11 protein-coding genes and 1 pseudogene are annotated in these 13,697 nt (G+C 73.7%); 6 read left to right on the top strand and 6 right to left on the bottom strand.

Features of this window, described 5'->3' with window-relative positions:
- The first annotated feature begins 13 nt into the window (after positions 1–13).
- The 4 genes from OG406_RS37035 to OG406_RS37020 all read left to right on the top strand — a co-directional run bounded on the left by OG406_RS37035 (position 14) and on the right by OG406_RS37020 (position 6,355).
- A complete protein-coding gene (locus OG406_RS37035) occupies positions 14–841 on the top strand; it encodes a carbohydrate ABC transporter permease (protein ID WP_164375423.1) in 828 nt (275 codons plus the stop codon).
- Positions 838–1,884 carry a LacI family DNA-binding transcriptional regulator gene (locus OG406_RS37030; RefSeq protein WP_326844361.1) on the top strand — a complete coding sequence of 349 codons (1,047 nt, stop codon included), beginning with the start codon at positions 838–840 and terminating at the stop codon, positions 1,882–1,884. The genes OG406_RS37035 and OG406_RS37030 overlap by 4 nt, the downstream gene beginning before the upstream one ends.
- A gap of 71 nt (positions 1,885–1,955) precedes the next feature.
- The gene (locus OG406_RS37025; RefSeq protein ID WP_267051835.1) at positions 1,956–3,890 is read left to right on the top strand and encodes a glycoside hydrolase 5 family protein; all 1,935 of its coding nucleotides are present in this window, start codon (positions 1,956–1,958) and stop codon (positions 3,888–3,890) included.
- Positions 3,887–6,355, top strand: a complete 2,469-nt coding sequence (locus tag OG406_RS37020; protein WP_329190090.1) for a glycoside hydrolase family 3 N-terminal domain-containing protein — start codon at positions 3,887–3,889, stop codon at positions 6,353–6,355. The genes OG406_RS37025 and OG406_RS37020 overlap by 4 nt, the downstream gene beginning before the upstream one ends.
- Here the strand turns inward: OG406_RS37020 and cynS are convergent, their stop codons facing one another.
- A complete protein-coding gene (gene cynS, locus OG406_RS37015) occupies positions 6,356–6,799 on the bottom strand; it encodes a cyanase (protein ID WP_081222498.1) in 444 nt (147 codons plus the stop codon).
- Positions 6,800–6,982: 183 nt separating this feature from the next.
- Positions 6,983–9,028 carry a BTAD domain-containing putative transcriptional regulator gene (locus OG406_RS37010; protein WP_329190087.1) on the bottom strand — a complete coding sequence of 682 codons (2,046 nt, stop codon included), beginning with the start codon at positions 9,026–9,028 and terminating at the stop codon, positions 6,983–6,985.
- Positions 9,029–9,230: 202 nt separating this feature from the next.
- On the opposite strand from OG406_RS37010, the gene OG406_RS37005 reads away from it, so the two are divergent.
- Positions 9,231–10,112: an alpha/beta fold hydrolase gene (locus tag OG406_RS37005; protein WP_329190086.1), complete on the top strand. Its 882-nt coding sequence runs from the start codon at positions 9,231–9,233 to the stop codon at positions 10,110–10,112.
- A gap of 24 nt (positions 10,113–10,136) precedes the next feature.
- Here the strand turns inward: OG406_RS37005 and OG406_RS37000 are convergent, their stop codons facing one another.
- Entirely contained in the window at positions 10,137–10,637 is a 501-nt protein-coding gene (locus tag OG406_RS37000) for an NUDIX hydrolase (RefSeq protein ID WP_164370058.1), read from the bottom strand.
- Between the two features lie 94 nt (positions 10,638–10,731).
- Between OG406_RS37000 and OG406_RS36995 the strand changes: the two genes are divergently transcribed.
- The gene (locus tag OG406_RS36995) at positions 10,732–11,310 is read left to right on the top strand and encodes a hypothetical protein (protein WP_164370059.1); all 579 of its coding nucleotides are present in this window, start codon (positions 10,732–10,734) and stop codon (positions 11,308–11,310) included.
- 155 nt (positions 11,311–11,465) lie between these two features.
- On the opposite strand, the gene OG406_RS36990 is transcribed toward OG406_RS36995, so the two are convergent.
- From OG406_RS36990 to OG406_RS36975, 3 genes and pseudogenes are all read right to left on the bottom strand, one after another.
- A complete protein-coding gene (locus OG406_RS36990) occupies positions 11,466–11,693 on the bottom strand; it encodes a hypothetical protein (protein WP_329190085.1) in 228 nt (75 codons plus the stop codon).
- Positions 11,690–13,405: pseudogene (locus OG406_RS39515) on the bottom strand (amidohydrolase). Before OG406_RS39515 ends, OG406_RS36990 begins: the two are co-directional and overlap by 4 nt.
- Positions 13,406–13,412: 7 nt before the next feature.
- Complete coding sequence (locus OG406_RS36975) at positions 13,413–13,628, bottom strand: MbtH family protein (protein WP_329190083.1); 216 nt, start codon at positions 13,626–13,628, stop codon at positions 13,413–13,415.
- Between the last annotated feature and the right edge of the window lie 69 nt (positions 13,629–13,697).

Here is a 13,697-nt window from a genome sequence, read left to right as displayed (position 1 = left end):
GGAGCAGCACAGAATGAAGCTCGGCAAGCGCTGGCTCCCGGCTCACGTCCTGGTGTGGACGTACGCGGTGCTGCTGGTCATCCCGCTCTACTACTTCCTCGCGTCGGCGTTCAAGACGAACGACGAGATCTTCGCGCATCCCCTGGCGCCTCCCACGTCGCTGGGTCTCGGCAACTTCCGGACCGCCTTCGAGAGCGCCGACCTGGGTCTGTCGGTCGTCAACTCGGCCGTGGTGACGCTGTTCTCGCTCGCCCTGACCCTGCTGCTCGCCGTGCCGGCCGCGTTCGCGATCGCCCGGTCGACGGGGCGTTCGGCCGCGGTGATCGAGCGGGTCTTCTCGCTGGGATTTCTCATTCCCACGTTCGCCGCGCTGTTCCCGACGTTCCTGCTCGCGGCGGCGACCGGGCTGTTCCACACCCGGACGTTCATGGTGCTGTTCCTGCCGGCGACCGCGATGCCGCTGTCCGTGGTGATCCTCGTCCAGTTCATGCGGACGATCCCCCGGGAGATGGAGGAGGCCGCGCGGCTGGACGGGGCCTCGACGTTCGCCGTGCTCCGGCACATCTACACGCCGATGTGTCTGCCCGGTATCGCCACCGTGCTGCTGCTGAACTTCCTGACCTTCTGGAACGAGTACCTGTACTCGCTGGTCATCATCGGCCCCGACCCCTCGCAGCGCACGGTCCAGGTCGCGCTGCCCACGCTGAAGTCGATCACCGGCACGGACTACGGGGTGCTGACGGCGGGCACCGTCCTGACGCTGATCCCGGTCTGGGTCGTCTACACGGTCCTCCAGAAGCGTATGCAGCAGGCTCTGGTCAGCGGGGCGGTGAAGATGTGAGCGCGTCCACCGAGGAGACGGGACGGCGTCCCACCATCAAGGCCGTCGCGGCGGCGGCCGGTGTGTCGACCGCCGCGGTCTCCCAGGCCTTCAACCACAAGGGCCGCCTCTCGGAGGCGACGCGGCGCCGGATCCTCGACGCGGCCCTGGAACTGGGGTGGTCCCCCAGCGCCCCCGCCGCCGCCCTGCGCAACGCCCGGACGCGCAGCCTCGCCCTGGTGGTCCGGCGGCCCACCGACGTGCTGGGCGCGGACCCGCACTTCAGCGAGCTGATCACCGGCATAGAGGGCGAACTCGCGCCGCGCGGCTACGGGTTGCTGCTGCACCTGGTGAGCGGACCGCAGGAGGAGCACGCCCTGTACGAGCGGCTCGCCGCCGAGGGCCGGGTGGACGGCGCGGTGCTCACCGACGCCCGCGACAACGACGCCCGCCCCGCGCTGTTGGCGCGGCTGAGACTGCCGGCGGTCCTGCTCGGATCGCCGGACGGCCGGGCCGTCGTGCCCCGGGTCGGCCTGCTCGACCAGGGGGCGGGGATCGAGGAGGTCGTCGCCCATCTGCTGGGGCTCGGGCACCGGCGGGTCGCGTATGTCGCGGGACCCGCGGAACTCCAGCACACCCGGCTGCGCGGGGCCGCCTTCGAGACGGCGCTGCGCGCGGCGGGGCTGCGGCCCTTCGCCGTCCTGCACACCGACTTCACCGAGCGGTCGGCGGTCGCGGCGACGCAGGCCCTGCTCGACGCCGGCGGCCGCCCCACCGCCGTCGTCTACGCCAACGACTCGATGGCCGTCTGCGGCATCGGCACCGCGCAGCGCGCCGGGCTGATCGTGCCGCGCGACCTGTCGGTCGTCGGCTACGACAACCTGCCGCTCGGCCGCTGGCTGCACCCCCGCCTGACCACGGTGGACCAGCGGGTCCAGGAGGTCGGCGCGGCGGCCGCCCGCATGCTGCTCGCCCTGTGCGGCGAGGAGGTCGAGGACACCCCGCTGACGGGCCGCCCCCGGCTGGTGGTCCGCGAGTCCACCGGGCCCGCGCCCGCCGGCTGACAGCACCACCACGCTGCGCCGCCTCCGGGCGGCGGAGCCGCACCACGCACCCGCAACCATTGAGAAGGACCATGCGACGCCACAGCGCCCAGCTCACCCACGACTCCACCGTCCTGCCCTGGCTCGGTGCCAACTTCTGGTCCCGCACCGGCGGTCCGCTGATGTGGCGGAACTACGACCCGAAGACGGTCCGTGAGGAACTCGGTGTGCTCCGCGACCACGGGCTGACGATGACCCGGTCGTTCTTCTACTGGCCGGACTTCCACCCCGAGCCGCACACGATCGACGACGAACTCTGCGAGCGCTTCGAGGACTTCCTCGACGCCCACCAGGAGGCGGGCATGGGGACCGTGCCCACGTTCATCGTCGGGCACATGTCCGGAGAGAACTGGGACCCGGTCTGGCGGGGCGGCCGTGATCTGTACGAGGACGTCTGGATGGTCGGCCGCCAGGCGTGGTTCGTGTCGCGGATGGCCCGCCGCTTCAAGGACCACCCGGCGGTCACCGGCTGGCTGATCACCAACGAGATGCCCGGCTACGGACGCGTCTACCAGGTGGACCCGCCCTCCTCGGACGTGGTGACGGCGTGGGCGCAGGCGATGTGCAACGCGGTGCGCGCCACGGGCGCCACCCAGCCGGTGTCCCTGGGCGACGGCGCCTGGGGCATCGAGGTGACCGGTCGCGACAACGGCTTCTCGCTGCGGGACACCGCCGAGTACGTCGACTTCGTGGGCCCGCACGTGTACCGCTCGGACACCGACCGGCCGCGCCAGCACTACCGGGCCGCGTTCGAGTGCGAGCTGGCCGCGGTGACCGGACAGCCCGTCGTGCTGGAGGAGTTCGGGCTCTCCACGGACACGGTCTCGGCGCGCAACGCGGGCGTCTACTACCGCCAGACCCTGCACAACTCGCTGCTCGGCGGAGCCACCGGCTGGATCGCCTGGAACAACACCGACTACGACGACCTCTGGGACCAGTCCCCCTACGACCACCACCCCTTCGAGATGCACTTCGGCATCACCGACTCCACCGGCGCCCCCAAGGAGCCGCTGCGCGAGATCGCCGCCTTCGCCGACGTGCTGCGCGCCGTGGACTTCGCCGGCTGCGCCCGCGCGGACGCGGACACCGCGCTGGTCGTGCCCGCCTTCCTGGAACGCGGATACCCCTACAGCCGGCCCGCCGACCGGCCGCTCATCTTCACGTCCCTGCACCAGAGTTACGTCACCGCGCGCGCCGCGGACCTGCCCGTGGCGTTCACCCGCGAGGCCGACCGCCTGCCCGGGGACGCGTCGCTCTACCTGCTGCCGGCCACCCGCCAGCTCACCACCCGCACCCGCCGGGAACTCGCCCGACGGGCCGCGGCGGGCGCCACCGTGTACCTGTCGTTCTGCTCGGGCGAGCACCCCGCGACCCGCGGCCCCTGGTTCGACGACCTCGACGGACTGTTCGGCGTGGAGCTCCAGCTGTCGTACGGGGTGGCCGAACCGATCCTCGACGACGTGCTGGAGATGACGTTCACCGAGGACTTCGGGGGTCTGCGCGCGGGCGAGGTGCTGCGGCTGCCGGTGGCCGGGAACGAGGACAGCCGCGCCTACCTGCCCGTCGAGGCGCGCGGCGCCCGGGTCGTCGCCGTGGACGCGCACGGCCGACCCGCCCTGCTGGTGAACGAGACCGGTGCGGGCCGCACGGTCCTCGCCACCTATCCGCTGGAGCACATGGCCGCCCGCACTCCGCACGCGAACCCGGACGCGACACACCGCCTGTACGCGGCGCTGGCGGAGGTGGCGGGGGTGGACCGTCCGGTCACGGTCGCCGATCCGCACGTCGCGGCGGACGTCCTCGCGCACACCGACGGGCGACGTTTCGTCTGGCTCGTCAGCCAGAGCCCCGAGCCGCTCACCGTGGCCCCCGTCGCCGACGGCACACTGCACGACCTGCGGTCCGGCGCCCAGGTGTCGGACGTGACGATCGACGGCTACGGCGTCACGGTCCTGGAACTGCGATGACCTCTCCCTCGTACCGCGAACCGTTGTACCGCGATCCGTCGGCGCCGGTGGCGGACCGTGTCCGCGACCTGCTGGGACGGATGACGCCGACGGAGAAGATCGGCCAGGTCAACCAGCGCCTGTACGGTTGGCACGCGTACGAGCGCACCCCGGACGGACACCGGCTCGCGGACACCTTCCGCGACGAGGTGAGCGCCTTCGGCGGCATGGGCGCGCTGTACGGGCTCCAGCGCGCCGACCCGTGGTCCGGGGTCGGTTTCGAGGACGGTCTCGACGCGCGCGACGGTGCCCGCATGGCCCAGGCGGTGCAGCGGCACGTCCGGGAGAACACGCGGCTCGGCATTCCGGTGCTGCTGGTCGAGGAGATGCCGCACGGACATCAGGCCCTCGACGGGACGGTGCTGCCGGTGAACCTGGCGGTGGGTGCCACCTGGGATCCGCCGTTGTACGCGGAGGCGGTGGCCGGCGCCGCCGCGGAACTGCGGGCCCGGGGTGCGCACCTGGCCCTGGTCTCCGCCCTCGACGTGGTGCGGGACCCGCGCTGGGGGCGCACCGAGGAGTGCTTCACGGAGGACCCGTACCTCGCGGCGCGGATGACCGAGGCGCTGGTCGAGGGCGCCCGCGCGTCCGGGATCGGCGTGGTGCTCAAGCATTTCGCGGGGCAGGGCGCCTCGGTCGGGGGGCGCAACAGCGCCGCCACGGAGCTGGGGGCCCGGGAGCTGCACGAGATCCATCTGGCAGCGGCCCGGGCCGGTGTGTCGGCGGGCGCGGCCGGGGTGATGGCCGCCTACAACGAGTTCGACGGTCTGCCCTGTGTCGCGAACCGGTATCTGCTGACCGAACTACTGCGTGACCGCTGGGGGTTCGAGGGCGTCGTCATGGCGGACGGCGGCGCGATCGACCGGCTGGTCCGGCTCACCGGTGACCCGGTGGCCGCGGCGGCCCGCGCGCTCGATGCCGGCTGTGATCTGAGCCTGTGGGACGCTTCGTTCGCGCGTCTCGCCGAGGCCCTGGACCGGGGTCTGGTCGCGGAGGAGCGGCTCGACGCGGCGGTGTCGCGGGTGCTGTCGCTGAAGTTCCGGCTGGGCCTGTTCGAGGACGAACCGTCGGGCGCGGTGGAATCGAGTCGCGTGCGCGTCGGTTCCGCCCTCAAGCGGCAGGCGGACGAGGGCAGTTCGGCCGGACCGGGTGATTGCCTCCGCCCGAGCGTCCCGACGGGTCCGGACGGCGTGGCCGAAGGGGTCGGTCCGGCCGACGGGGCCGCCCCGGTCGGTCCGGCCGGTCCGGGTGAGCGCATCGCCCGTGCTTCGGTCACCCTGCTCGTGCACGAGGGCGACGTCCTGCCCCTGTCCCCCGGCACGCGGCGGATCGCCGTGCTCGGCCCGAACGCCGATGTCGTCGCCCCCCTGCTCGGTGACTACACGGCACCGCAGCGGCCGGGCACCGGGGTCTCGGTCCTCCAGGGCATCCGCGCGGCGGCCTCGCCGGGCACCGAGATCGCGCATGCCGAGGGATGCGCCCTGGTGGGGGACGACGTCTCGGGGGTGGCCTCGGCCGCCGCGCTCGCGTCGGCCGCCGAGGTCGCGGTGCTCGTCCTGGGCGGGTCGAGCGCCCGCTCCGGGGACACCGTCTTCGACTCCAACGGCGCGGCGCTCACCGGGTCCGGGCCGCCCTCCGGCATGACCTGCGGCGAGGGCGTCGACCTCGCGGACCTGTCGCTCCCGACCGGTCAACGGGCGCTGCTGGACGCCGTGTCCGCGTCGGGAACGCCCGTCGTGGTGGTCCTGGTGCAGGGCCGCCCGCACGCGGTGCCGGCTCCCCGGAGCGGCGCGTGGGCGCTGCTGAGCGCCTGGTACCCGGGTCCTCTGGGTGGCCGGGCGGTGGCCGACGTGCTGTTCGGCAACGCCGAGCCCCGGGGCCGGCTGCCGGTGTCGGTGCCGCGGTCCGCCGCGCACCTGCCCGTGTTCTACAACGGCAAGGACCACCGGTACCGCGGCTACGTCGACCAGAGCGCCGAGGCGGAGTACGCGTTCGGCCACGGCCTGTCGTACACCACCGTCGTCTACGGCGCGCCCCGGCTGTCCCGGGACCGGGTCACCGCCGATGCGCCGCGGCTCGTCTGCCGGGTCGCGGTCCGCAACACGGGTGCCCGGCCGGCCCACGAGACGGTGCAGCTGTACGTGCGGAGGCTGTCCGGCGGCACGGCGTGGCCGCGGGTCCGGGAGCTGCGCGGTTTCGTGGCGCTCGACATCGCGCCGGGGACCGAGGCGGAGGCGGAGTTCGAGATCGGCCCCGACACGCTGGCCTCGGTCGGCCCGGACCATGAACGCGTGGTGGAGGCGGGGGTGGTCACCCTGGAGACGGGGCCCGCCTCCGACAGCACCCAGGGGGTTCGGCTGGAGATCGACGGCGGAGCGCGGTCGGCGGGTGGGGCGGAATCGGCGGCGGGAGGTCCGGCCCGGTGACTACCACTGGTACGGGAGGTACTTCCCGTCGAGGGTGATGACGACGCGGTCACCCGCGGGGTCGGGAACGCGGCGGACGTCGAGACGGAAGTTGATGGCGCTCATGATGCCGTCGCCGCACTGCTCGTGGATCAGTTCCTTGATGGTGGGCCCGTAGACCTGGACCACCTCGTAGAGGCGGTAGATCGTCGGGTCCACGGGGACGGCCGCGTCCAGGGCGCCCCGCGTCGGCTGGAGCTGGAAGGCGAGGGCCGCGTCGTCACCGAGTTCGAGGAGTGCCGCGGCCGTCGCCGCCGAGTCCTTGTCCATCGGGTGCTGGCCGAGCAGGGCGGCCGTGGTCCAGGCGAGCGGTTTGCCGACGGCCTCGGCCAGTTGCGCCCAGGTGACTCCGGTCCTCACCTTGGCCTGTCGGACGGCTTCGGCCGCTTCGTGCTTGCTCAGCATGCATGTCTCCGTTCCCGGACCGCGCTCCTCGCGACACGCGGCCCAGCGTAGGAGATCGCGATCTGCCGGACAATGGCACGCCGCGACGGGGGACTTCGAGAGACGCGGTCACACCAACTCGCCCTGCCCGCAGACGACTTACTGCCATCCGGGGGGCCAGTCCGGCTCGCGGTCAGGCCTCGGTCACCCGCGTCCGTCGAGGCCCCGCAGCGCCGACTCCGCCGCGCGCAGGTGTCGTTCGACCGGGCCGAACGAGATCAGCCCGCTGCCGGCACCCGCGTACTCCCCCGCCGCGCGGGCGAGTTCGTCCCTGGAGCGCCGCAGGACACCCTCGTGTCCGACGGCCGAGGCCGCCCGGGCGAGCAGACACCACAGGGCCTCCTGGAGCAGATCGCGCGGGGGTCTGGGGACGGAGTCGAGCGCCCGGCGGGCCTGCTCGGTCTCGCCCTCGCCCGCAAGGAGCAGCGGCCGCACCCACGGTTCGTACGCGCCGGGGTCGACGGGCTCGAACGTTCCGGAGCGGGGGAGGTCGTCGCCGCGCATCACCGGGACCAGGGCGACCAGCGCGGGTGCGCCGTGGGCGAGGCCGGGCATGCCGCAGTCCGCCGTGGCGGCGAGCGCCCGCGCGTAGAGCGGCCGGGCCGCTTCCCAGCCGTCGGTCTCGCAGGTGCGCAGGGACCGGTACCACGAGGTGAACACCCGTGCCAGCGGACGTTCATGACGGTGCGCCAGGCTATCGACCGCGTCGGCCTCCTCGTCGGCGGCCGTGAGCCGGCCCAGCGCGCCGAGCGCCTGGAGGCGTACGAGGCGACCCAGGATCTCGTGGCTGGGCAGACCGTGTCCTGCGGCGAGGGTGGTCAGTTCGTCGCCGAGGGCCGCGCGCCGCGCGGCCAGGCCGCAGCTGCCGAAAGCCTGCATGAACGCTCCGTTCAGGGCGAAGGCCAGCAGGGCCGGGTCACCCAGAGCGCGGGCCAGCCGGACCGCCTCCTCGGCGGAGCGTTCGGCGCGGGTCCGCCAGGGTTCGGCCGCCGGCTCCGCACCGGCGAACGGGAGCGGCCCGTCGGCGGCCGCGTCGCCGCGCGACTCCACCGCCACGACCGACAGCAGCCGTGCCCGGAGCGCGGGCGGCGCGTCCGGCCCGAGTTCCGCCGCGCTGCGGGCGGCGGCCCGCACCAGCGTCGCGGCCTCGCCCGGGTCGTCCGCGCGGGTCCACACCGCTGGCACGTCGTAGGAGCCGATGACGCGGGCGGTCAGGTCCGCGTCGCCGGTGGCGCCCGCAGCCGCGACGACGGCTCCGCGGTGCTCACCGGCCTCCATCAGGCCCTCCGCCCCGGTCACGGCCAGTTCACGCAGCAGGCCTGCGGTGGCGTGCAGCCGCGCCCGCGACCGGGCCGGCACGGACCGCTCCCACGCGGCGGCCGCCCGCCCCCACACCCCGTCGGCCGTCCCCGAGCCGGCCGGGTCCGCGGTCCGGGCGTCCGTCGCGCCCTTCAGGATGCGTTCCTCCGCCCGGGTCAGGGCCGGCCCGGGGTCCATCCCGAGTTCGTCGGCGAGGGTCTCCCGGGCGCGTCGCAGCACGGCCAGCGCGTCGCCGCGCCGCCCGGAGCGGTCGAGGGCGGTGGCCAGCAGGACCCAGCCGTCCTCCCTCCAGGGGTGTGCCGTGACGTGGGACTCCAGGTCCGGTACGGCCTCACGTGCGGCCCCCGTGGCGATCAGCGCGTCCGCCCGCCCCTCGACCGCCCGGAGCCGCAGTGACTCCAGCCTCGCCCGCTCCGGCGCGGCCCAGCGCGCCCGCGGGAAGTCGGCGAGCGCGGGCCCTCGCCACAGGGCGAGCGCCTCGTTCCACACGGCGGCCGCGCTGTGCGGGGCGGCGGCGCCGGCCCGCGCCACCGCTTCCTCGAACCGTCCCGCGTCCACCGCGTCGCGGCTCGCCCGCAGCACGTATCCGGGGCCCTGGGTGACGAGCAGCGACGGCGGCCGGTTCGCGGGGCGCCCGGGTTCCAGGGCGCGGCGGAGCGCGGCGACGAAGGTGCGTACGGCTCCGACGGCACCCTTGGGCGGCTCGTCCTCCCAGAGATCGGCGACGAGCCGGTCGACCGGGACGACGTGGTTGCGGGCGACCAGGAGTCTGCCCAGCACCTCGCGGTGGCGCGGGGCACCGAGCGGCATCGGGGTTCCCTCGTCGTCCCAGGCGGCCACCGGCCCCAGCAGTCCGAACTGCACACCCACCGCACGGCCCTTCCGCGAGCCCGTGGCCCCGGGGCCCGGAACTCGCTCATCGATCGCTGATCCGGCGCCCGCAGCATGGACGACGTCCGGGAGATCCCGGACGGACCGGAGACCGGCGGACCGGGCCGATCGGCGCGGGACGCGTCCCTGACCTGCCGTCCGGGGCCGGGCCTCCACCCTGCCACGAGTACCTGGAGCTGTTGTGACACCCCTGAGCATCCCCGGATTCGCCCAGCACCGCGTGCGGGTCGACGACGGTGTCTCCCTGCACGCGGCGGTCGGCGGCAGCGGGTCGCCGGTCGTGCTGCTGCACGGCTTTCCGCAGACGCACCTCATGTGGCGGCACGTCGCCGCCGATCTCGCCGCCGACCACACGGTCGTCTGTCCCGACCTGCGCGGCTACGGAGCCAGTGACAAGCCCGCCGAGACCGGTCCCGAGGTGTACTCCAAGCGCACCATGGCCAGGGACGTCGTCCGCCTGGCGGCGGAGCTCGGGCACGAGCGCTTCGACCTGGTCGGCCACGACCGCGGCGCCCTCGTCGCCTTCCGCGCCGCCCTGGACCATCCGAGGGCGGTGACCCGCGTCGCCGTCCTGGACGTCCTGCCGACCCTCGACATGTGGGACGCGCTGCACGGCGTGTCCGCCGCGGTCGCCTTCCACCTCTATCTGATGGCTCAGCCGCCCGGCCTGCCCGAGCGGATGATCGAGGGCGCGCCCGACGCGTTCTTCGGCCACTTCCTCGACGTGTGGGCCAACGATCCGCGCGCGGTCCCCTCCGGCGTCCGCCGCCACTACCTCGACGCCTGCGCCGCGGCGGTGCCGTCGATCGTCGCCGACTACCGCGCCTCCGCCGGGGTCGACATCGACCACGACAGCGCCGACCGGGCCGCCGGGAACCGGCTGGCCATGCCCGTGACCGTGCTCCAGCAGGACTGGGGTGCCACGCTCGGCTTCCACGCCGAGCAGCTCTGGAGCGCCTGGGCGCCGGACCTGCGCCACCGCACGGTGGACTGCGGGCACTTCATGGCGGAGGAGGACCCCGGGCTGATCGGCGCCGAGATCCGCGCGCTCGGCGAGCGCTGACCCCCGCTCACCCGCACGCCCCCGTCAGGCCGTGGCGGGAGGATCCTGCGGCACGAAGCCCAGGTCGACGGGGGTCGCGGGCGGGCCGTCGCGCCGTACGGCCGCGAGCAGGTCCGGAAGCTGCGGCGGCCACAACGGCTCGACGGCCGCCGACAACTCGTCCGGCGTCCACCACCTCCCGCGGAGGATCCCGTCGGCGGCGTGCGCCGAGCCGAGTTCGCCGGTCAGGTCCCGGCGGGGGCCGTGGGTGAGAAAGATGTGTTCGTGCTGCCGCACGGGGACGCCGATCCTGGTGAAGTCGTGTTCCCACAGGCACAACAGCGTCCCGTCGAGAGGGATGTCGTCCCAGCCGGTCTCCTCGCGGAGCTCGCGCCGGGCGGCCTGAAGCGGTGTCTCGCCGGGGTCCAGCCCGCCGCCGGGCAGCGCCCAGTGGACGCCGACCTCCACGTTGTCGTACCGGAACATGAACACGGCACCGGCGGGATCCAGCACCACAACTCTGGCCGCCTGCCTGGGAGTCCGCATCGCCTCACAGTGTCAGAGCGACGGGGCCGTGTCGATCGACGGGTGAACGACCTCGACCTATACACTTAGGTGAGGCTAACCTAAAATTGCACGGGTGGATGAAGTGACCGACACCGAAGCCCGGTTGGCGGCCTGGGCCGACGACGTCCTGGCCCACCTCGACGCACGGGACCGGCTCGACCAAGAGCTCCTCGCGGCACTCGGGCGCGAACCGAACCTGCGCGAGGAGACCCTGACCCGCAGGGCGGAGGCCGTGCGGGCGGCCGCTCTGGGGATCGACGCCGCCGGATGCGCCGCGGCCGCCGGGGTCCCCGAACGCCTGCTGCTCAACTGGCGTGCCTCGGACCCCTTGTTCGCGGAGGCCATGACCGCGGCGACCGCCCTGAGCCGGTCGCACGGGCACAGCGGGGAGAAGCCCCTCCCCCTGACCCCGCTCGAACTGCGCACGCTGCTCACCGTCATCCGCGCCGGGGCCGCGGTGGGCGCCGCAGCCGCACGCGTCGGGGTGTCGCGCCGTCGACTGGACGAGGCGCGCAGGCGGCGTCCGGAGGTGAACGCACTCGTCCTCGCGGCACGCCGCGCCCGGGCACCGAAGTCCGCGCGCCGGAGCGGATCCTCGTACGGACACGGGTATCGGCTCCTTCAGGTCGACGGCGATCCGGCCATCGGATAGCCGCCGCTCGCGGCACCCGAACGGCGCCGGGACGCCCGGCCCTCACACCTCGTCGGCTTCGCGCACGCGGCGGCCGACGTCGTGCGCGCCACCGACCGGATGCCGCGCGAGCTGCTGGCCGGCAGGACCTCACAGGGCCCGCGAGTGTGCCCGGTTCAGGAGCAGGGGCGGCCCGGATAGTCGTCGCTCTCCGGTACGCCCGCGGCGCGCATCCTGCCGAGGACCTCACGCAGGACCGCCTCGTCGTCGATGCCGAGCGGGCCGTTGACGTCCCGGTCGAAGACCAGCGTCTCCGACGCGGTGTGCCAGATCACCCACCTCAACGGGTCCGGTGACTCCCCCAACTCCGCGTGGGGATCGGTGCCGTGGGTCCGTACGCTCATGCCGTCGCCTCCACTGTGTCCTGGCCCGCGACGTACGTCGCGACCACCTCGATGTCGCCGATGCGCGAGACCTCCACCGACCGCGGATCGTCCGCGAGCACGGCCAGGTCGGCCCACTTCCCCGGCGTCAGACTGCCCAGGCTGTCCTCCCAGCGGCAGGCGAAGGCCCCGGCGACGGTGTACGCGCGCAACGCCTCGTCCACCGTGACGCCCTCGTCCGGGCCGATCGTCCGGCCCGATCCGGAGGCCCGCTCGACCATGAACTGCACGGCCCGCAGCGGTGATCCGTCGGTGACGGGCCGGTCGGAGCTGCCGACCAGCGTGATGCCATGGTCCAGGAAGCCCCTCCCCCGGTAGAGCCAGGGGGCCCGGCCCGCTCCCATGATCGCGGCGTAGTCGTCGCCGAAGGAGCGCAGGAAGTTCGGCTGGACCACGGCGATCACCCCGAGCCGGGCGAACCGCTCCAGTTGGTCGGGCCGGATCAGGCCCGCGTGCTCGACGCGGTGCCGTGCGTCCGTACGGGGCCGGAGGCGCTGGGCGTGTTCCAGCGCGTCCAGGGCGACATCGGCCGCCCGGTCCCCGATGGCGTGGACGGCGAGCTGCCACCCCGCGAGGTGTCCGTCGACGATGGTCGCGGCGAGCACCTCGGGATCCTCCTGCAACCGGCCCGCGTGGTCGAGGCCTTCGTAGGGTTCGCGCAGGGCGGCGGTGCGCGCCATCATGCCGCCGTCGGTGTAGATCTTGAGCGCTCCCACGGACAGCCACGCGTCACCGAACCCGGTGCGCAGGCCGAGGTCGAGGGCGCGCGGGATGCCGTCGGACGGGTGAGCGGTCACCTCGTGCAACCGGTCGGCGGGATGCCGTCGGACGGGTGAGCGGTCACCTCGTGCAACCGGTCGGCGGGATGCCGTCGGACGGGTGAGCGGTCACCTCGTGCAACCGGTCGGCGGGATGCCGTCGGACGGGTGAGCGGTCACCTCGTGCAACCGGTCGGCGGCCACCATCAGCTGCACCCGCAGCGGCAAGGCACCCTGTTCGCGGGCGAGTTGGTAGGCGCCGAGCTCGACAGGACTGTGGCCGAACAGCGCGCCGCCGATCCCGGCCTCGGCGACGGCGGTCACCCCCTCCGCGAGACACTGCCGGGCGGCCCGGCCGATCGCGCCCGCGAGTTCCTGCTGGGAGTGGGGCAGCCGCAGGGCCCGGGCCGCGCCCATCGCCCCCTCGGCGAGGAAGCCGTCCTCGTGCTCGATGCCGGCCGGGAGCAGGTCGAGGACGGCGGTACTGACCACGCATCCGTGACCCGAGTCGTGCATCAGGAACACTTTGCGCCCGGCGCCGGCCTTGTCGAGTTCCACGGCCCTCAGATGGCGCCCCAGGGCCCGCTGGTCGTATCCCGCGAGATGGACCCATCCGTCGACGGGGACCTGCGCGGCGACCCCGGCGACAATGGTGAGCGCCTCCTCCACGGTGGTGCACGACGCGATGCTCGGCGTGCCCGACTTGAGTCCGGTCCAGGCCAGGTGGACGTGGCTGTCGATGAACCCGGGCAGCACGGTGGCCCCTTGGAGGTCGACCACGCGACGCGCCGGCAGCGAGGTCACCTCCTCGTCCAGGCCCACGATCCGGCCCCGCCAGATGCCGAGGTCATGGGCGACGGGCCGGTCGGGGTCCATGGTGACGAACCGCGCGTTCGTCAGTCGCGTACAGAGCATCGCCGGGTCAGCCCTTCCGCCGCATGCTCTCCACGAGGCTCTTGGGGCGCATGTCCGTCCAGTTGCTCTCGATGTGGTCCAGGCACTCGCGGCGCGGGCCGGGGCCGTGCACCACGGTCCAGCCGGCGGGCACGTCGACGAAGTCGGGCCACAGGCTGTACTGGCCCTCGTCATTGACGAGCACGCGGTAGAGGCCCTCGGGGTTCTCGAACGGGTTGGTCATCAGATCTTCCTCACGGTCTCTTGGATCGGTCGTGATCGGTCGGGATCGGTCGGTGGGCGTTGTCGGTGA

The organism is Streptomyces sp. NBC_01428 (assembly GCF_036231965.1).
GTDB lineage: Bacteria > Actinomycetota > Actinomycetes > Streptomycetales > Streptomycetaceae > Streptomyces.
The sequence above is the reverse complement of the archived record's forward strand: the minus strand, read 5'-3'. Positions and strand labels throughout refer to the sequence as shown.

Excerpts from the sequence above, each read along its gene's own strand:
- OG406_RS37035 (WP_164375423.1), top strand. The coding sequence starts at position 14 with ATGAAGCTCGGCAAGCGCTGGCTCCCGGCTCACGTCCTGGTGTGGACG.
- OG406_RS37025 (WP_267051835.1), top strand. The coding sequence starts at position 1,956 with ATGCGACGCCACAGCGCCCAGCTCACCCACGACTCCACCGTCCTGCCC.
- OG406_RS37020 (WP_329190090.1), top strand. The coding sequence starts at position 3,887 with ATGACCTCTCCCTCGTACCGCGAACCGTTGTACCGCGATCCGTCGGCG.
- cynS (WP_081222498.1), bottom strand. The coding sequence starts at position 6,799 with ATGCTGAGCAAGCACGAAGCGGCCGAAGCCGTCCGACAGGCCAAGGTG.
- OG406_RS37000 (WP_164370058.1), bottom strand. The coding sequence starts at position 10,637 with ATGCGGACTCCCAGGCAGGCGGCCAGAGTTGTGGTGCTGGATCCCGCC.
- OG406_RS36990 (WP_329190085.1), bottom strand. The coding sequence starts at position 11,693 with ATGAGCGTACGGACCCACGGCACCGATCCCCACGCGGAGTTGGGGGAG.
- OG406_RS36975 (WP_329190083.1), bottom strand. The coding sequence starts at position 13,628 with ATGACCAACCCGTTCGAGAACCCCGAGGGCCTCTACCGCGTGCTCGTC.